Source organism: Photobacterium sp. NCIMB 13483 (assembly GCF_003025475.1).
Taxonomy (GTDB): Bacteria; Pseudomonadota; Gammaproteobacteria; order Enterobacterales; family Vibrionaceae; genus Photobacterium; species Photobacterium piscicola.
In genome coordinates this window covers 57,310-78,290 of the sequence record NZ_PYLV01000022.1, presented here as the reverse complement: position 1 = coordinate 78,290, position 20,981 = coordinate 57,310, and the positions used below count along the sequence as shown (strand labels likewise).

Sequence of the window (20,981 nt, the reverse complement as noted above, 5' to 3'; positions counted from 1 at the left end):
GGGGTTTATTACCCGTCATCCCGGAAGCTGAGGCACGAAGCTATCCGGGATCTACTCATCACGTGCTTGAGCCACAAAGAAGCCAGTGAAAATAATAACTTTACAACACGCGGATAGTAGATTCCCTATCTCGTTCGTAACCTCACTGTAGGGAATGACGGGGGTTTATTACCCGTCATCCCGGAAGCTGAGGCACGAAGCTATCCGGGATCTACTCATCACGTGCTTGAGCCACAAAGAAGCCAGTGAAAATAATAACTTTACAACACGCGGATAGTAGATTCCCTATCTCGTTCGTAACCTCACTGTAGGGAATGACAGGGGTGGGTTTGGCACTCACTGTAGACATTGGCGAGTGGGTTTGGCATTCGCTGTAGAGAATGACAGGATTACACCAACAAAAAAAGCGATAGGCTCTCACCTATCGCTTTTCATTTATTATCGGAACTCGCTATCTCGATTCTAACAACGCACTGTTACTCTTCGCGCTTTGATTTCCACTTCTTAATACCATTGCTCTTACCGCCAAAACTTGGCTTAATATCACGGCTTGGTGCAGAAGTACGCGCTGGACGATCGTCATTATTACGACGAGCTGCATCACTACGACCGCCACGGCTTTCATTACGACTATGACGATCTTCGTTGGTGCGACTGCTACGGTTAGCACCATCGGGACGACGATTAAACTCACCAGTACCACGGTAAGTTTTAAACTGCTTCTCAGCGGCATGTTTTTCATTACGTGCTTCTTGCGCACGGTGATCATACAACTTCGCATCTGTTGCTTTAGCAATCGTACGACCTTCAGCATCGGTTTTTGATGCTTCTTCAGTGCCGCTTGATTGTGAAATTAACTGTTGAATTTCAGTAATTTCAGCTTCAGTTAAATAACGCCATTTACCGTTTGGTAAGCCATCAATAGTGATGTTCATGATGCGTACGCGACGAAGTTTATACACTTCATAACCTAACGCTTCACACATACGACGAATTTGACGGTTTAAGCCTTGTGTTAAAACGATACGGAATGAGAAATTCGTTTCTTTCGTCACTTTACATGGCAAAGTAACCGTATCTAGAATCTCAACCCCTGATGACATTTTTTCAATAAATTCAGGCGTGATCGGTTGGTCTACTCGAACAACGTATTCTTTCTCATGCGAGTTACCCGCACGCAGAATTTTATTAACGATATCACCGTCATTGGTTAAGAAAATAAGACCATCAGACGGCTTATCTAAACGACCAATAGGGAAAATACGCTTACGGTGACCAATAAAGTCAATCACGTTACCTTCAATATGGCGTTCAGTAGTACAGGTGATACCTGTTGGCTTATTAAGTGCAATGTAAATTGGACGTTCTTTACTACGTAGTGGTTTATCATCAACCAATACTTCGTCTTTATCCATTACACGCATACCCATTTCAGGCGCAGTGCCATTGATGGTTACACGTCCCTGATCAATCAGCTTGTCCGCCTCACGGCGTGAGCAATAGCCAGTATCACTGATAAATTTATTAAGTCGAACCCCTTTCGGGCTCTGTTGGTCAGTAGAATGTTGTGACATGTTTTTCTTCTATAAAGGGCTTTAGGTCGATCAGGGCAATAAACCACTTAATTGTAGTTTACTTGCTCGATAGTTGTTATGAGGGGGAGTTTAACTGATTGTCGATTAAAGAGGTAGTTTTGATGTAAAGCTCTTAAGTAAAGGACAAAGGGCGTTGATGTTCTGGCACCAAATATAAATATATTCAGCATCCTCGACACTTTGCCCTCGTCCTTCGTCCCTAAATACGCTTACTTCGGTAAATCACCGTGACTAATACGGCCAACATAATCATGCTGCAATTCTTTTTCTAATTGCGCTTCAATATAGCCTGGTGATTTAGTTTTAGCCGACAACAGACGGTACATCGCAGGAATCACTAATAATGTTACCAAGGTAGCAAATGCCATTCCAAAGAACACTACCGTACCCACAGCGATACGACTCTCAGCCCCCGCCCCCGTTGATAAAATCAGTGGTAAGGCGCCAAACAAGGTTGTAAACGCGGTCATTAAAATAGGTCGTAAACGACGTACAGACGCATCAACAATTGCTTGTTCAAACTCAATGCCTTTATCACGTAACTGGTTAGCAAATTCAACGATCAAAATACCGTTTTTAGTCACCATACCAATCAACATGATCATCCCGATTTGACTATAAATATTGAGCCCTTGCCCCATTATCCATAATCCAGCCAGACCACCAAAAATACCCATTGGTACAGTTAGCATCACCACCAACGGGTTAATAAAGCTTTCAAACTGCGCCGCAAGCACTAAATAAGCAACCAATAACGCTAATCCAAACACCATTGCAATACTGCTTTGGTTATCTCTAAAGTCTTGTGATTCGCCAGCATAATCAATCGAAATATCTGACGGTAAATTATCAATCGCTTGTTGATCAAGGAAATTAAGCGCTTCACCTAGAGTATAACCATCAGAAAGACTCGCTTTTAACGTGATCGATTTCTGTTTTTGGTTATGACTTAACTTCTGTGCTGATGCTACTTCATCAATAGACGCAACAGTATCTAAGGTAACGAGCTTGCCATTTTTTGCGCGTAGGTAAATCTGACTAAGATCGGTCGAGCTATTAAAGCTATTTTCGTCACCGCGAAGATAAACATCATATTCTTCACCACGCTCAACAAAGGTTGTTTCACTGCGACCGCCAAGCATTACTTCTAATGTTTCTGCGATTTCAGTGACGGGAATGCCTAATTCAGCCGCACGCTCACGATTAACATTAACCAATAGCTCAGGTGTTGTTTCTGCATAGTCTAAATCAACCCCTTCCATTAATGGACTATCTTCAGCAAGATGTTGTAGCTTTGTCGCCCACTTAAATAGTTCTTGGTAATCAGCGCCACCTAATACAAATTGTACTGGTTCTGATGATCCACCGCCAAAACCTGGCATCATCGGCATCACTCGCACATCAGGAATACCAGCCAGCGTTTTACTGATCATGCCCAGTGCTTGTTGTGCTCCGACTGAACGATCATTCCAATCTTCTAATTGCATGATCACAAAGCCCGTTTGATCCCCCGCGCGCCCACCAAATGCAGGTGATTGAATACTGACAGATTTCAATACTCCTTTACCTAACAATGGTAATAAACGTGCTTCCACTTGATCCATGTTACCGATCATACGGTTATAACTGGTACCTTCAGCGCCTTTCACAAACGCAAACAACACTCCGCGATCTTCTTGTGGTGCAAGTTGAGCGGGAATTACCTTCATTAATCCGCCACTGGCAGCAATACAACCTAAAACCACTAATGGTGCAACAAACCGTTTTTTAACCGCCACGGTAACAATTCGACGATAACCGTTTTCTAATTTATCAAATTGACGATCAATCCATAGGTTGAACCGATTGGGCTTCACATTGACTTGCAATAACTTACTGCACATCACTGGCGTTAACGTTAATGCAATTAATGATGAGAAAATCACTGACATCGCCAGTAATACGGAGAACTCAGTAAATAGACGCCCAACCATTCCTTCCATAAAAGAAATCGGTAAGAACACCATCACCAATACTGCGGTTGTTGCTACCACCGCAAATCCAACTTCTCGAGTGCCTTTATAAGCGGCTAATAAGGGTGATTCTCCGCGTTGTAGATGGTGAAAAACGTTTTCCACCACCACAATCGCATCATCAACCACCAACCCAATCGCTAAAATTAACGCCATCAGAGTTAATAAGTTAATTGAAAAACCAAAGAAATAAGCAGTGATAAAAGCTGAGATTAAAGATACAGGCACCGTAACCGCAGGAATTAATGTTGCACGAACTTGGCCAATAAAAATATACAGCACCAAAATAACCAGTGCGCCAGTGACTAATAGCGTGCTGTAAACTTCATTAATCGAACGTTCAATGAACACTGTTGCATCATAATCCACCGTCAATGACGCACCTTGCGGTAAAAACTGCTGCATCTTAGCAACTTCAGCGCGTACTTCTTTAGCTACATCAAGCGGATTAGCATCAGACATGGTCACTATGCCGAGACTTAAATTAACGGCACCATTACTTTTAAAGGTTGAATTTTCATTTTCTGCGCCAATCGTCACCTCTGCCACATCTTTTAAATAAATCGGTGTGCCCGCTTCTGTGGTACGAATAACGAGATATTTAAAATCATCAACGGTTTGGTAAAGTCGCGCAGTACGCACCGACATTACCGTTTGATCATTACGTACTTCACCACCGGGTAATTCTACGTTTTCATCATTTAATGCATTGACAATATCTTTGGTAGTAACACCGCGTCCTGCCATTAATACTGGTTGTAATTTTACATACATCACTTTGTACAATGCGCCACTGAGGCTCACTGAACTGACGCCATTTAACAGGCTAAAACGATCTTCTAAAACGCGCTGAGCGTAATCGGTTAATTGAGTACGATCCATTTCAGATGACGACAAATTAATGTAGATCGCGGGCTCACCCGAACCATTATCTTTCGATACAATCGGATCATTGGCATCATCAGGAAGACGCCGTTGCGCACGAGCAACCGCATCACGAATATCACTGACACCTTCGGTAAGATCCCAGTCCATATTAAATTCAACCGTGATCCGCGACATACCATTACGAGTAACAGAAGTAATATTATCAATACCACTGATCCCTGAGAGCTCATCTTCTATCGGGGTGGTAACTTGGCTTTCCATTACTGTTGCTGATGTGCCGTCATAAGTTGTCATGATGGTCACAACTGGACTTTCAACATCTGGCATTTCACGCACAGCCAGTTTAGAGAATGAAACAATACCAAACACACACAACAGCAAACTTAATACAATGGCGACAACAGGCCGTTTTACTGAAATATCCGATAACCACATTAGCTCGCTACTCCAGTCGTTGGAGTAATGTCTTTAATGGTTATTCCATCACGCATATTCACCAGTCCTTGTACAACAATACGCTCGCCTGTCTTTAAGCCTTTTTTAATGACCACATTATTATCAATACGCTCACCCAACTCAACTAAGGTACGGTGTACTTTTTGTTGTGAATCAACAAGGTAAACATAACGTTTAGTGCCTGAATATTCTAACGCTTGAACCGGAATAATCGCTTGTTGCTGCGGAATGAAATCAAGCTCTGCTGCAAGTAGCATTCCAGGTTTTAGTGCGTGATCGCTATTTTCAAATACAACGCGTACTTTAATATTTAAAGAGTCAGCTTGAACACGAGAATCAATGGCTTGAATTTCACCACTAAAGGCACGATCACCCCATGCTTGGCTTTTTGCGGTAACTTTAATTCCGACCTTTAAAAAAGAGATATATTGCTCTGGAACTTCAATATCCAAACGCATAGAGGAAAGGTCATCAAAATTAAATAATGCACCGCCAGCGGCGACCATGTGGCCAGGGCTAAAATCATATAACCCAACAGTGCCATTGAATGGGGCACGTATAGCATGATCATTAAGATTAGCTAAAGCGGCTTTTAAACGAGCATTTGCAATACTGGCGCTGGCAGATTGAGCATCGATTTCAGTTTTAGTGATAGCACCACGAGATAATAACCGTTGAAATTCAGTTAATTTACGTTTTTCATCATTACGGTATGCCAAGGCTTCATCATAAGCAGCAACGGCTTTATCATTATCAAGTTGAATTAATAATTGCCCTTTGGTTACCGTACTATTTACAGGAACCACAATCGTTTTTATTTTAGCCGAGACTTCCGCTGCAACATTAACCGCATGTTCAGCCTTTAACTTACCCACTAATGATAGTGATTGAGCAACCGCTAAAGAGTTAACTTCTCCGGTTGTTACCGACACAACACGTGATGATTGCGCCGACTGAGATTTATCTTGCGCAGCATGTGATGTCCCTTGAAAGTAAAAGTAACTCCCCGATAATGCGGCGGTGACTAATACGGCTACGGCTATCTTTTTCATTTATTAAAAACCATCATAAAAATCCTAGTCGAATAATATCTGAACTAAAGGTCGAGTAACGTCAAGAAATGTAAAGTTAAGCAAAAATTAGCTTACTGATGAAAAATCCAGCAAGCACTCAATGATATTGATAAAAAAGGTTTACAGCGCTGAAATGTTTGTTATTATCCGCCCCGCACTTGTGGTGGGGTTCCCGAGTGGCCAAAGGGAGCAGATTGTAAATCTGCCGGCACTGCCTTCGAAGGTTCGAATCCTTCCCCCACCACCATTAATTTTGAAGAATTGTTTTATAACAGTTTTTCGATGGTTAAAGTGGCCTTTAATCATCATAGTAACGAATAACTATTGCGACTCAAAATAGAGTAGCAAGCAACATCCCGTGGTGGGATTCCCGAGTGGCCAAAGGGAGCAGATTGTAAATCTGCCGGCACTGCCTTCGAAGGTTCGAATCCTTCTCCCACCACCATCATTTTGAAAAGTTGTTGATAATAACTTTTCGGTTATTGAAGTGGCCTTTAATAACCATAGCTTCAACAAATTATTGTAATACCCCGTGGTGGGGTTCCCGAGTGGCCAAAGGGAGCAGATTGTAAATCTGCCGGCACTGCCTTCGAAGGTTCGAATCCTTCCCCCACCACCATCATTTTGAAAGGTTGTTTTATAACAGCACTTCAGTGGTTAAAGTTAAGCTTTAATCACCATAGCAACATCCCGTGGTGGGATTCCCGAGTGGCCAAAGGGAGCAGATTGTAAATCTGCCGGCACTGCCTTCGAAGGTTCGAATCCTTCTCCCACCACCATCATTTTGAAAGGTTGTTTTATAACAGCATTTCAGTGGTTAAAGTTGGTCTTTAATCACCATAGCAATACCCCGTGGTGGGATTCCCGAGTGGCCAAAGGGAGCAGATTGTAAATCTGCCGGCACTGCCTTCGAAGGTTCGAATCCTTCTCCCACCACCATCATTTTGAAAAGTTGTTGATAATAACTTTTCGGTTATTGAAGTGGCCTTTAATAACCACTGCTTCAACAAATTATTGTAATACCCCGTGGTGGGGTTCCCGAGTGGCCAAAGGGAGCAGATTGTAAATCTGCCGGCACTGCCTTCGAAGGTTCGAATCCTTCCCCCACCACCATCATTCAGCCAGTTGCTTAGCAGCTGGCTTTTTCATATCAAAAAATAACACCATATAAACATCAACAAATTAGACCAACTTATTTTATATGTGCAATACTGCATATAGTTGTCTGGTTTATATATGGATTGTTATGACAGAAGCTTCTACTTACACCAACATTGATTGGGCACAAGTTAAGGTACTGATTATTGATGATCAGCTATCTTCTGCATTACTCATTCAAAATATTCTCCACAGCATCGATCTTACTGCGATTGATATTGCAACTAACAGTGTCAATGCGATTCGACTTTGTAAAACCACCGCTTATGATCTAATCCTGCTTGATTTTCATCTTGATCCACAACTCAGTGGTAGTGAACTTCTTACCGTAATGAGAAAAAATAACTATATCAGTGCCTATTGCGGCATTATCTTTATCTCAGGCGATCGCACCCCTGAAGTTATCGTGACCTCGATTAGCCTAGATGCTGATAGTTTTCTCAGTAAACCATTAAATATTGGACAATTAAAACAACGTATCATAACGGTTTATCAAGCATGCTTAATTCGCAAACCAATTTATATCGCAATAACAAACAATCAAACATCAACCGCTATATTCTTATGTCGACAGTTATTACAACAGCATGGTCATAATCTTGAAATTGAAATCCTATTGCTTGATTTATTAATCAGCCAACAAGACTGGTTACCCGCTCAGCAATTATTAAGCCTATTTAGTGAGCGTAGCCAACACCACAAACTGGGATTACTTCAAGCCCAATTAATGCATAAGCAAGGCGATACCATTGCGGCTATTCAACGGCTACAAACACTGATTAAACAAGTGCCCTTATTTGTCGAAGCCTATGACGAACTCGCACTGTTATTGCACCAGCAACAACAGCCATGTGAAGCAAAAGCCATTGCCTACCAAGCCCTAATGCTTACGCCAAGTATCAGCCAACGTTCATTAATGGCTGCTCAATTAGCCGTTTGTACTAATGATCTCTCTTTATTTATTAAAATAGGAAAAACATTCGTTACTCACTTACCTATTATTAATCAAGATTGGATCATTTACTTTGCCCAATTTACAGCTTTATTTGAACAACTTCATAGTCAGCAATTATCACCACTGTCGCAACGAAAACTTCTTAAACAATTAAAAAATATCCATCGTTTAGCACAGCAACGATTAACCTCAAGCCAAAAAAAACACCTTGCAGCATTTTGTCATATAACCCTGGCAAGATTTGCTGTAACCAATAACCAACCATTAAAAGCAAAACGCCGTTTATTGCATGGCCTAAAGATATATTTTGGTCAAATGTCACAGGCACCCGCGGCCATTATGGTTGATGCATTGCCTTTATTGGTGTATTTCGGAGAGACTCGATTAATTAAAGAAATATATCAAGTATTAATGACGCGTAGTGTATTAGATGAACATAGCCATCATCGTCTTAGCCAACTGCAACGTAATAAATTTATTATTGAAAACATTCGCCTGTTAGTTGATCAACTGGCAACTGCAAAAGCGACAATATCACCAGACCCTCAACGCGCTTACCATATCTATCACACCATTTTGCGTGATTATCCTTATAATACAGAAGCACATTTAGGGCGCATGAATAGCTTACTTGTGCTGCAACAAATACATCATCCAGAAATTGATATCAGCTTACAACAAATTAAAAAGATGCCGCTCGCTTCACCATTACAAGAGTGGTTCATTCAATTACAGCAATTGTATCTTGATAAACACAGTGTGGTTTACCCTTAACTTTCACCATCACTATTATCACTTGGTGCACCTTGTCTGTATTTATCATTCCGATGTTCTTGATCGCTATTCTCTTGATCCTGACGCTCTGTTGTTGTCGCTTCAGGTTCCGCACCAAACATACGCTTTATAAAATCGAACATACTCTACTCCATGACTATAGCGTCAAAACAACGCTGGGGTTAATAAACAAGTTAGCACAGTCATTACTCGGCATAAGCCCAAACGAATGTGACAACGATAACACCATCTACTTAGTGACATGTCAGCGGATTATTTAAAAACAATAACTTGTCATAAATGATATATTTCCTTTTAGCATAGACCCGCATCTTCGTTATACCCAAATAAACTTACACTACAGGTATGATCGCTTCTGATTGAATGGATCATATATCGAAGTGATAGTGCAATGTGCTAATATCAGTAACCAATAATCATTCGCAGTTATGGACACTAAATATGAAAGTTATTTCTTTTAATATCAATGGGCTACGTGCTCGATTACATCAACTACAAGCTATTATCGATAAACACCAGCCTGATGTTATCGGTTTACAAGAAATTAAAGTTCATGACGAAGCTTTTCCGTTAGCGGATGTTGAAGCAATGGGCTACAAAGTCTACTTTCATGGTCAAAAAGCCCATTACGGCGTTGCGATGTTATGTAAACAAGAACCGATTAGTGTTCAGAAAGGGTTTCCAACTGACGACGATGAAGCGCAACGTCGAATGATCATGGCGACGTTTAAACAAGAAGATGGCAGCAATATAACGGTAATGAACGGCTATTTCCCTCAAGGCGATAACGTTAAGCATGAAACCAAATTTCCGGCAAAAGAGAAGTTTTACGCTGATCTAATGAACTACCTTAATACCGCACACACCAATGATGAACAACTCATCGTGATGGGTGACATTAATATTAGCCCTATCGATTTAGACATAGGTATCGGCCCCGTCAACGCTAAACGTTGGCTAAAAACAGGCAAATGTTCATTCCAGCCAATTGAACGCCAATGGTTACAAACACTATTAGATTGGGGTTTTATTGATACTTTCCGTCAACTTCACCCAGCAGTAGATGATCAATTCTCATGGTTTGATTATCGTTCAAAAGGCTTTGTTGATAATCGAGGCCTGCGTATTGATGTGATTCTAGCAACGCCAACATTAGCGAACCGTTGTACTGACGCTGGAATTGATTACGAATTACGTGGAATTGAAAAGCCTTCTGATCACGCTCCAATTTGGTCAACTTTCAGCAATTGATATGCGCATTAAGCTTCAATAATCACCATCACCAAAACAAATAATCACAGCTGAAGCCGACTATCTTATTGGTAGCGGCTTTTGTCTGTTTTGCATATATATTCACCAAAATACTGGCACCATACCTTTACAGTATCGATTTAAACTATATTGATGAATATTATCCATCGACAAGATGAATATAAAAAAAGTTGAATCAATATTTTTTAAACGGCATAAATACGTTAAAAAAAAACAGACAAAATCATAACTTATTGATTTTAAATGATGCTTTATTTTGTGATCATGGTTAGAAAATTATGAAATTAAATTACATTAAAATTTTTTTTAGTTTTATCAAAAAAATTATACCGTTACAATTCAAATGATTACATTATTTTGCAGTGTCACAATATGTCTAATTTTGTTATAAATTTTCACCGCAATGATCCAGATCAAATTTATGATTCACAACCTTTGCTATTATTCTGGCAGCCAAATTTAAACCATTAAAGAGCACTCCTGTGAAAATGGAAACGAATCCTTTTGACTCACTGATGCCACCAGCTATGGCACATAAAGCCGAAGAAGTCGGTGTTTATAAAGCGACAAAACACCCGTTACAGTCATTCTTTTTAGCGATAACTGCAGGTGTCTTTATCTCAATTGCTTTTGTATTTTATACAACAGTAACTACTGGCGCTGGTGATATGCCTTGGGGTATGTCTAAATTTGTCGGTGGTTTAGCTTTTAGTTTAGGTTTAATCCTAGTAGTTATATGCGGTGGCGAGTTATTTACCTCTTCTGTATTAACCACTGTTGCTCGTGCAAGCGGTCGCATTACTACTGGTCAGTTAATGAAAAACTGGGGCATTGTTTACCTCGGTAACTTTGTTGGTGCAATTTTCTTTGTTGCCTGTATTTGGATTGCAGAACAACACCTTGGCGCGAATGGCCAATGGGGTATTAACGCAATGAAAATCGCCCAACATAAACTTCATCATGATTTTGGACAAGCTGTTGTTTTAGGTATGTTATGTAACCTAATGGTTTGTCTTGCAACATGGATGACTTTCTCATGCCGTAGTGCTACTGATAAAGTTATGGTAATGTTGCTACCCGTTGCAATGTTTGTTGCATGTGGTTTTGAGCACTGTATTGCAAATATGTTTATGATTCCTATGGGTATTGTAATTCATGCTTTCTCTGGTCCTGAATTTTGGGCTATGACAGGTGTCGATCCTGCACAGTTTGCAGACTTGAACATTCATAATTTTGTTGTTAACAATCTAATCCCAGTAACCATTGGTAATATCATTGGTGGTGGTGTATTAGTTGGTCTAACATATTGGATTATTCATCGTCGTCCAGAACTTAACGGCAATAGCCATCACTAAGTTTTGACGCGGTAACATTTATTTTTTTCTACTGAATAGTATAGGTAGGTATACAATGGCAGAGCAATTTGCTGCATGGGAAGGCTTCACAGCTGGTGATTGGCAGAACGAAGTAAACGTTCGTGACTTTATCCAAAAGAACTACACTCCTTTCGAGGGTGACGGCTCTTTCCTAGAAACAGAAGCGACTCCAGCTACAGCTAAACTTTGGGAAGCTGTAATGGTAGGCATCAAACAGGAAAACGCGACTCACGCACCTGTTGATTTCGATACTGACGTTGTTTCTACTATCACTGCACACGACGCTGGTTACATCGACCAAGAACTTGAAACTATCGTAGGTCTTCAAACTGACGCGCCTCTTAAGCGTGGTTTGATCCCTAACGGTGGTATCCGCATGATCGAAAACTCATGCAAAGTATACGGTCGTGAACTAGATCCTACTATCAAGAAGGTTTACTCAGAGCTTCGTAAAACACACAACCAAGGTGTTTTCGATATCTACACTCCTTCTATCATCAAGTGTCGTAAGTCTGGTGTTCTAACAGGTCTTCCTGATGCATACGGCCGTGGTCGTATCATTGGTGACTACCGTCGTATCGCACTTTACGGTATCGACAAGCTAATGGCTGACAAGCTAGCTCAATTCAAATCTCTAGAAGAAATGTTTGAGAATGGCGAAGATCTTCAAATGACTATGCAACGTCGTGAAGAGATCTGTGAACAGCACCGTGCTCTTGGTCAAATCAAGACTATGGCTGCTAAATACGGTTGTGATATCTCTCTTCCTGCTGCTACTGCACAAGAAGCTATCCAGTGGACTTACTTCGGCTACCTAGCTGCTGTTAAATCACAAAACGGTGCTGCAATGTCTCTAGGTCGTACTTCGACTTTCCTAGACATCTTCATCGAGCGTGATATCGCTGATGGCAAGATCACTGAAGCACAAGCTCAAGAAATGATCGACCACTTCGTAATGAAGCTACGTATGGTTCGTTTCCTACGTACTCCTGAATACGATGAGTTGTTCTCTGGTGACCCAATCTGGGCAACAGAATCAATGGGTGGTATGGGTCTTGACGGTCGTACACTAGTTACACGTTCAAACTTCCGTTTCCTAAACAGCCTATACACAATGGGTCCTTCTCCAGAGCCAAACATCACTGTTCTTTGGTCTGAGCAACTACCTGTAGGCTTCAAGAAGTTCTGTGCGAAGGTATCTATCGATACTTCTTCTATCCAGTACGAAAACGATGACCTAATGCGTCCAGACATGAACTCTGACGATTACGCAATCGCTTGTTGTGTATCTCCAATGGTTGTTGGTAAGCAAATGCAGTTCTTCGGTGCTCGTGCTAACCTTGCTAAGACTATGCTTTACGCAATCAACGGCGGTGTGGATGAGAAGCTTAAGATCCAAGTAGGTCCTAAGACTGATAAAGTAACTGCTGAAGTTCTTGACTACACAGATACTATGGATCGTCTAGATCACTTCATGGATTGGTTAGCAACGACTTACGTTTCTGCGCTAAACGCTATTCACTGGAGCCACGACAAGTACAGCTACGAAGCATCGCTAATGGCTCTACACGATCGTGACATCAAGCGTACAATGGCTTGTGGTATCGCTGGTCTTTCTGTTGCTGCTGACTCACTATCAGCTATCAAATACGCAACGGTTAAGCCTATCCGTGACGAAGATGGCATCGCTATCGATTTCGAAATCGAAGGTGACTATCCTAAGTTCGGTAACAATGACGCACGCGTTGATGACATCGCATGTGACCTTGTTGAGCGCTTCATGAACAAGATCCGTACTCACAAGATGTACCGTGATGCGATCCCTACTCAGTCTATCCTAACTATCACATCTAACGTTGTGTACGGTAAGAAGACAGGTAACACTCCAGACGGTCGTCGTGCAGGTGCTCCTTTCGCACCAGGTGCTAACCCAATGCACGGTCGTGACGAAAAAGGCGCTGTAGCTTCACTTACTTCTGTAGGTAAACTACCGTTTGCACACGCTAAAGATGGTATTTCATACACATTCTCTATCGTTCCAAACGCACTAGGTAAAGATCTTGATACTCAAGAAACTAACCTAGCTGGCCTAATGGATGGTTACTTCCACCATGAGTCAGGCATCGAAGGTGGTCAACACCTAAACGTTAACGTTCTTAACCGCGAAACTCTAGAAGACGCAGTTAAGCACCCAGAGAACTACCCACAGTTAACTATCCGTGTATCGGGTTATGCTGTGCGTTTTAACTCTCTAACTGCTGAACAGCAGGCTGACGTTATCGCTCGTACTTTCACAGCGTCTCTATAATATAGAGCCTTCTGTGTAGGAAGTTCGCTTCCTAATAAAAACCGGCTTATATAGCCGGTTTTTTTATGCCCAAAATTTAAGAATAAAAACACGCTTCGTTACATTTCTTCGATTGTACCTATCACATTTTATGGATATTCTGCGCCGCCCTATTCCAAGCATTAATTTACTTCTGTATTTAAGGACATGACTTTCTGATGCGAAGATCTCAATCGGTATTGATTGTCGACGACAGTAGTATTATCCAACAAACAACCAAGCTTATTTTGGTTAATGGGCAATTCCAAAGTGCCAATATTTATTGCGCCTCAAACGCCTCTGAAGCGATTAAGTATTGCCAGCAGCAGACCTTTGATATTCTCTTTCTTGACTTTAATCTTGGCTTTGGTAGTACCGGACTACAATTACTTGAGCGTCTATATCACAATAAATTATTGCAGCATTCACCGCTAATTTTTATTCTAACTGCTGATGACTCACCCGCCGTTCTAATGGGTTTTTCTGAATACCAACCCGATGATTATTTGGTTAAGCCTTTACGATTAAATACCTTAAAGCAACGCTTAGAATATGTTTTTGAACAACGCGTCATCAATGATCGTGCTTTTGAATGTTACTTACATTCAGGCATTGATGGTGTTGAAGAGATGTGTGCGAAATCAAATGTAACCGTCAGCACCTATTGCACTACGATTACTGCTGTTGCTAAACGCTTATTTAATCAAAAACAGCCTCATCTTAATGCTGATATTGAAACACTACTAACCCTGATTCAGCAGCATTACCACAGTCTACCAGCACAACTTTTACTGTCTCAACTGTGGTTACAGCAACAAAATTTTCAGGCTCTTAATCCATTATTAAACCAATTAAGAGACTTATATCCTGATCATTTAATGCTACTTGAATACAGTGCCTGCTCTGCATTATTACAACAAAAAATCACCCAAGGTTATGATTTTTGGTTAAAGGCACATAATGTCAGTAAAAATAACTTACATCGCTTATTTGGCCTATTATGGATTGAATGTCATTTCCATAACCACAGCGCCATGCAACAACACTTACGTGAAGCCATCTCATATCTTCGCCATTCAGTATGGGATAAACCTTGTTATCACGCGTTTATTGTTTGGCTGCAACTACAACATAGCGATAAAAAGAATTTACCAATAGAACGGCTCTGGCGCACAATTAGCCAACAAAAAACCATAACTAAACATGAACGTGCGTTTATTTACTTATTACAAGCATGGCAATATTTAGACAATGACAGCAATCTTAATGCCTATAAAAGCTATATTGCTGCGATAGAAACGATTCAACAAACAGCGCCAGAACAGCACAGTTTTGAATTTGATGCGATTGCCCTTTGTATTAGCAAACGCTTAGCCATGACTCGTCATCAAATAGACTGTTATCAACGATTACAACACAATCTACATCAGCACCAAAATGAGCCGCATTCGATTATAAAACAGATGTGGTTAGAAACAATGCAACCAACAACTAGCCATCACACAGATGAACAATACCGTTATGCGCTTAGATTGTTAAAACAAAAATATTATATTGAGGCTGGTCAATCGATGTTGCTATTATGGCCTCAATATCGTTTTGATGATGTTTTAGCTCGGTGTTTAATTGAGTTATCTTCACGGGGTTATATAGACAATGATCCACAGCATCAACAATGGATTAGAGAAGCGAGATGGACCTTTGAATCACAAGAGTTTAAACCTGACTGGTATTTAAGATTAAAAGCGCAATATCGCTTTCTTCAACAACCATTATATTAATGTCTTGATTTGTTCTTCTAGGTAGCTCTACATGCGAAACTTTATACTGCTGCTAGTACTGATATTACCACCTTTTATACAGACCATTTATGCTAATGAATTAACGCATAAGGCGACGGCTAAACCCATTTTAACTGTTGGCTATACCTCGCTTAATTGGGCACCATTATCTTTTAAACATGGCGATAAAATTGTCGGTTTGTTACCTGATTTGATGGATACTATTGCAGCAAAAGCAAACTACCAAATAAAAAGTGTCTATTTCCAAAGTTTTGATGAAATGCTCGCAGCATTTAAAAGTAACGATGTTGATCTATTAATTGGTATAGCGGCAACATTTAATCGTCAAAAATACATGGTATTTAGTGATCCTATTCTAAGCTCATCATTTGCGATGCTTAGCCGATCGCCTCTGTACACCAAAATATCAGATCTTAATGATGCTACTATTAGTGTTGAAAATGGCTTTGCTATTAAACAAAAAATAATAGATCTTCATCTTAACGGTCAAATTCTAGCAATGCCATCCAGCACAGTGGCACTTAATGCTGTTGATACAGGTCTAGCCGATGTTTATATTGGTAATAGCCTGATCCTACACCACTCACTCACAACTAATAAGCAACAATCACCACTTTATTTCTCACCGATAACTACATTGCCTTTTGAACGCTTATACATCACAGCTACACGAAATAATAGAGTCCTCATCGACAATATTAATCAAGCTTATAGTCAACTTCATCCCGCAGTCTTAACCGCAATTTATGATCGCTGGCTAACGCCAATACAAAAAAAGATGTTAAGTGATCCGCATACGGTTCATTTAACCGCAGCTGAAAATAATGCCTTACAGCAGCAGAATAATATTCGTATCGGCTATAAATACCCTATGTCGCCAATATTGAACAAAAATGATTTTATTTTAAGTCAACTCAACGACACTTTAACCAAAATAAAAGATAAGCTTCCTATCACCACCACCATTGTTCCCATCGATAATTATCAAGATGGTAAGCAAAAACTGCTCAATAATGACATTGATATTATGGCTGCGGTAGCGATAACAAACCAACGTCATAAGGAACTGACCTTTACGACCCCTTATTCTAACGATCGGTGGGTTATGCTTGATCACATCAACCATAAAAAATTAACCTCCATTAATTCAACGGATACCATTGGTGTTCTCGCCTTTGGATTTGGAGGAAAACTTGTCAAAGAATATTACCCAACAGCGAAGATTCGCTTGTTTAAAAATAAATTTGATATTCTCAACGCCGTGGTCGATGGGGAGATTAATTATGCGGTAATTTCGTTATCTACCGCGAATGTTTTATTACAAAACAATTTCTTAGGGCAATTAAAAATCATTACAAGTCGTATTGATGATTATGATCGAAAAGTTGCCTTTGCTCTGTCAAAAAATAACCTTTTACTGCGTAATATTTTAAATAAAACCATTGATTCTCTGCCACCAACGACTATTCAAAAACAATGGCATACTTTCACAATAAAAAATGATGGTATTTACAATCGATTAATCTTATTTATTATGATAATGGGCGCGGTTATTAGCTGTATTATTGGAGCCATTACCATTTGGAACCGCCGTTTAAGTAAAGAAATTAAGTACCGTAAAGCGGCAGAAGATAAGTTAACTTATTTAACCAATAATTTTGATGGTGTTCTGATTCAACACCACCAAAAAAGTGATGACCCAATGGATATTGATATCCAATTTATGAGTGAAAAAATCATTGATTTTACGGGTATTTCAGCCAGTAAATTCTATTTTTTTCCACACTTATTAAAAGATCGCATCTCTATGCGAGATGATTATTCAAGCTTAGTTGCCGAAATGCGTAATGCTGTACAGCAAGGCTATTGGCGTACCGAGTTACAAATTAAAATCAATGAATTAAGTGCACCTTGTTGGATTGAACTACGTTGTCAAATTACGCCGGCAGCAATCGGTTGGCAGTGGAATAGTATCCTGATTGATATTACTCAATTAAAACAGCAACAATTAGCACTGACAATCGCCAAACAAAAATCGCAAGCAGCCACAATAGCAAAATCACGCTTTTTAGCCATGATGAGTCATGAAATTCGCACGCCAATCAGCGGCATTATTTGTTTATTAGATTTAATGAAACCTTATGCTCAACAGCCTGAACTCTATCAAATCCATAAAAATCTCACCTTTTCAGGTGAAAACCTACTTAATATTGTGAATGATGTTTTAGATTTCTCTAAGCTTGAATCAAAAAAACTAGAGATCAATCCGCAACAAAAAATAATGTATAAAATAGCCACAGTATTAGTACAACCTCATGCTATTCATGCCGCACAGAAAGGGCTAGATTTTAAATTATGGCTTGATCCTAATATCGCCAAAAGTTTACGTTTTGATAGTTTTCGTCTTAAACAAGTGCTGAATAATTTACTTAATAATGCGATTAAATTTACGTCTCAAGGCGCTATACACCTTGATATTAATTTATTATCCCAACAAAATAATCAGCAAACTATTAGCTTTACAATCACAGATACTGGCATAGGTATTGCGGCTAAAAATATCAATAAACTCTTTCAGCCATTTGAACAAATAGAGCAAAACACCGATCGTCGCTATGATGGCACCGGATTAGGGCTATCAATTTGCCACCAACTGATCCAATTAATGAATGGAACGATTTCAGTATCAAGCCAACTTAATAAAGGCACTAGCTTTACGATCACTCTCACGTTTGATATCTGCCAAGCCGCTGAGGTTAAATCATTAAACAAGCACTGTGGCTTACTCTCGATAGTCAATGATCTTATTTTAACCAACTATTTAACAGCTTGGGGTTGTTCTATCTCGCGGTTAAATGTCACCACCAAAGAACAACTCGCGGTTGCAATATCAACCCAATGTATTGATACTATTTTTGTGCCTCAATCATGGGCAAATCAACATAATATTGATCTTAATTGGATTGCAATTAACTTACCTTCGGTTAATTGGATCACTATAACCTCTACTGATGTCATGCTTACGTCCAACATTAATGCCCGTAATATTTCCCTTAGCCCGCTTTTATCTCAACAACTTTATCGTGCATTAACAGAGCCCTTTCAACCGTATAACAATGACAATCAGTCTCGCTATAATGTGCCTATAACGCTAACTCGTGAACAAGCTATCGCAGATAACCGTTATGTGTTGGTCGCAGAAGATCATCCAATTAACCAACAGATACTCAAGCAACAATTAGAGCAACTTAACTATGCGGTAGATATTGTTGATAATGGAAAACAAGCTTTAGTTGCATTAGCACAGACTAATTACAATATTTTACTCACTGATTGCCATATGCCAGAAGTCGATGGCTATGAATTAGCCAAAATAATTCGAGAGCAAGAACAACGAACAGACGCGATAGCTTTACCTATTATCGCGATTACAGCCAACGCTCTCACTAATACCTGTCGTTTTCAAACCATGGGTTTTAGCGATTATTTAATTAAGCCATTAAAGCAACAACAACTAAAAGATATATTAGTAAAATGGATAAAGCCGTTAAGTATAGACCAAGGCGTCAAAAAAATATCACAATTAACTATTGAGCCAACAATATCGTCGACAACACCAACTATACTTCCACAAGTTATTGATATAAAAGAGTTGTTACCTATCTTTGGTGACAATGACTTATGTCACATATTGCTGCAACAGTATTTAGAATCTTGTTTTGACGATTTGTATCAACTTAAAAAAGTAATATCACAACAAAATAATGATAGTATCTTTATGGTTAGTCATCGCATGAAAGGTGCTGCACGAATGATGGCTTTTCATCCATTGGCACAAGCAACCCAGAAGCTTGAATTACACTCGCAACAAGCGCAAATAGACTCGACCGCTTTACAACAAGACTACTTGCACATTGAGCAACTAATCGAACAATTATCATGCCAAATTAACGGTAAATAGGATCGAAGAATGAACATATTATTGATTGAAGATCATGACTTTCAACGTCAAGTTCTTGCAACCCAATTAGCTCATCTTATCGATCCAAATCAAGACCACATACATTGCGCAAACAATGGCATATGCGGATTGAAGGCGGTAGCACTATATCAGCCACAATTACTGTTTTGTGATCTCAATATGCCGCAAATGGACGGCATCAGTTTTCTCGGTCATCTTGCTGAACAGCAATTTACTGGCGCAATTATTATCACTAGCGCATTAAATGCGGATGTACTTCTTAGTGTCAATAAAATGTGTAAAAACTATGGCCTTAATTTATTAGGTACATTAGCGAAACCAACCCATCTTGAGCAACTAAAACAATTATTAGCTTTAGCGGTCAATCAACAACCTTTGGGCGATGCACCAATACCAGCATTACAACTCGCACTCACAGAGCAGGATATTATTGATGCTTTTAATGCTAACTATTTAACCCCTTATTATCAGCCCATTGTTAATTTAAAAACTGGCGAATGGGTAGCTAGCGAAGCATTAATTCGATTTATTCATCCAGATTATGGCATTGTGCCTGCAAGTAATTTCATTCAACACTTAACCCAAATAGGTAAAGACAGCCATCTCGCCTTACTCATTATCAATCATATAATCAGTCATCACGCTACATTTGAAGGCCGAAGAGTTGCAGTCAATATCTCGGCCAAAACCTTGGTTGAACGTAGTTTTATTAATCATGTGCTGGCGTTGCATAATCAATATCCACAATTACACCATTGGCTTTATTTTGAATTAACTGAATCAGATTTATTTGAGTCGACAGGCAAAGCTCTAGAAGCTGCAGCTCGATTAGGCATGCATGAATTTAATCTTTCGATTGATGATTTTGGTACAGGTTATTCATCACTAAAACAACTCGATATCTTGCCGTTTAAGTCGCTAAAGTTAGACATTAGCTTTGTGCAAGCGATGCCAACAAATTACACCGCTAAAGTGATTATTGAGACTTGTTTATTATTAGCACATCGGCTTAATTTAACAGTGATAGCCGAAGGTGTTGAAGATATTACATTGTGGTTAAAGCTACAAAAAATGGATTGTGAACTCGCGCAAGGTTATTTTATTTCACCACCGTTACCTTTTAGCCAAATTCCAATTTGGCATGATCAATGGCAACAACGAAGCCAACAATTACTCAATAATTCAGCCTCCAAAGAGATACTAACTAAAACACAAGAGAGATGAATATCACCCACTCTTATCTGATCCATGCTAATGAGGGATCCTGAGTTTTTGCTATATTCACACCTCG

At 39.7% G+C, this 20,981-nt stretch carries 11 protein-coding genes and 6 tRNA genes; 13 read left to right on the top strand and 4 right to left on the bottom strand.

The window, feature by feature from the left end; translation table 11 throughout:
* Positions 1–476: 476 nt before the first annotated feature.
* The 3 genes from rluF to C9I86_RS15705 form a co-directional block, all read right to left on the bottom strand.
* The gene (gene rluF, locus C9I86_RS15715; protein ID WP_107276886.1) at positions 477–1,574 is read right to left on the bottom strand and encodes a 23S rRNA pseudouridine(2604) synthase RluF; all 1,098 of its coding nucleotides are present in this window, start codon (positions 1,572–1,574) and stop codon (positions 477–479) included.
* A 230-nt stretch (positions 1,575–1,804) separates the two neighbouring features.
* Positions 1,805–4,930 (bottom strand): multidrug efflux RND transporter permease subunit, encoded by a 3,126-nt coding sequence (locus C9I86_RS15710; RefSeq protein ID WP_107276885.1) that lies wholly within the window; start codon positions 4,928–4,930, stop codon positions 1,805–1,807.
* Entirely contained in the window at positions 4,930–6,003 is a 1,074-nt protein-coding gene (locus C9I86_RS15705) for an efflux RND transporter periplasmic adaptor subunit (protein ID WP_107276884.1), read from the bottom strand. The genes C9I86_RS15710 and C9I86_RS15705 overlap by 1 nt, the downstream gene beginning before the upstream one ends.
* A 183-nt stretch (positions 6,004–6,186) precedes the next feature.
* Between C9I86_RS15705 and C9I86_RS15700 the strand changes: the two genes are divergently transcribed.
* From C9I86_RS15700 to C9I86_RS15670, 7 genes are all read left to right on the top strand, one after another.
* A tRNA-Tyr gene (locus tag C9I86_RS15700) sits at positions 6,187–6,271 on the top strand.
* A 113-nt stretch (positions 6,272–6,384) separates the two neighbouring features.
* A tRNA-Tyr gene (locus C9I86_RS15695) sits at positions 6,385–6,469 on the top strand.
* 89 nt (positions 6,470–6,558) lie between these two features.
* A tRNA-Tyr gene (locus C9I86_RS15690) sits at positions 6,559–6,643 on the top strand.
* Between the two features lie 75 nt (positions 6,644–6,718).
* Positions 6,719–6,803, top strand: a tRNA-Tyr gene (locus C9I86_RS15685).
* A 75-nt stretch (positions 6,804–6,878) separates the two neighbouring features.
* Positions 6,879–6,963: transfer RNA gene (locus tag C9I86_RS15680), tRNA-Tyr, on the top strand.
* A gap of 89 nt (positions 6,964–7,052) precedes the next feature.
* A tRNA-Tyr gene (locus C9I86_RS15675) sits at positions 7,053–7,137 on the top strand.
* 133 nt (positions 7,138–7,270) lie between these two features.
* On the top strand, positions 7,271–8,911 hold the full coding sequence (locus tag C9I86_RS15670) for a response regulator (protein WP_158258956.1): 1,641 nt from the start codon (positions 7,271–7,273) through the stop codon (positions 8,909–8,911).
* Here the strand turns inward: C9I86_RS15670 and C9I86_RS20095 are convergent.
* Positions 8,908–9,054 carry a hypothetical protein gene (locus C9I86_RS20095; RefSeq protein WP_158258955.1) on the bottom strand — a complete coding sequence of 49 codons (147 nt, stop codon included), beginning with the start codon at positions 9,052–9,054 and terminating at the stop codon, positions 8,908–8,910. The two genes, C9I86_RS15670 and C9I86_RS20095, sit on opposite strands and share 4 nt — an antisense overlap.
* A gap of 319 nt (positions 9,055–9,373) precedes the next feature.
* Between C9I86_RS20095 and xthA the strand changes: the two genes are divergently transcribed.
* From xthA to C9I86_RS15640, 6 genes are all read left to right on the top strand, one after another.
* Positions 9,374–10,183 (top strand): exodeoxyribonuclease III, encoded by an 810-nt coding sequence (gene xthA / locus C9I86_RS15665; protein WP_080158062.1) that lies wholly within the window; start codon positions 9,374–9,376, stop codon positions 10,181–10,183.
* A gap of 509 nt (positions 10,184–10,692) precedes the next feature.
* Complete coding sequence (gene focA / locus C9I86_RS15660) at positions 10,693–11,559, top strand: formate transporter FocA (RefSeq protein ID WP_080158063.1); 867 nt, start codon at positions 10,693–10,695, stop codon at positions 11,557–11,559.
* Between the two features lie 55 nt (positions 11,560–11,614).
* Positions 11,615–13,888 (top strand): formate C-acetyltransferase, encoded by a 2,274-nt coding sequence (pflB, locus tag C9I86_RS15655; RefSeq protein ID WP_080158064.1) that lies wholly within the window; start codon positions 11,615–11,617, stop codon positions 13,886–13,888.
* Between the two features lie 197 nt (positions 13,889–14,085).
* Positions 14,086–15,687: a response regulator gene (locus tag C9I86_RS15650; protein ID WP_107276882.1), complete on the top strand. Its 1,602-nt coding sequence runs from the start codon at positions 14,086–14,088 to the stop codon at positions 15,685–15,687.
* 31 nt (positions 15,688–15,718) lie between these two features.
* On the top strand, positions 15,719–19,669 hold the full coding sequence (locus C9I86_RS15645) for a transporter substrate-binding domain-containing protein (RefSeq protein WP_107276881.1): 3,951 nt from the start codon (positions 15,719–15,721) through the stop codon (positions 19,667–19,669).
* A 9-nt stretch (positions 19,670–19,678) separates the two neighbouring features.
* Complete coding sequence (locus tag C9I86_RS15640; RefSeq protein WP_107276880.1) at positions 19,679–20,914, top strand: EAL domain-containing protein; 1,236 nt, start codon at positions 19,679–19,681, stop codon at positions 20,912–20,914.
* Positions 20,915–20,981 lie beyond the last annotated feature (67 nt).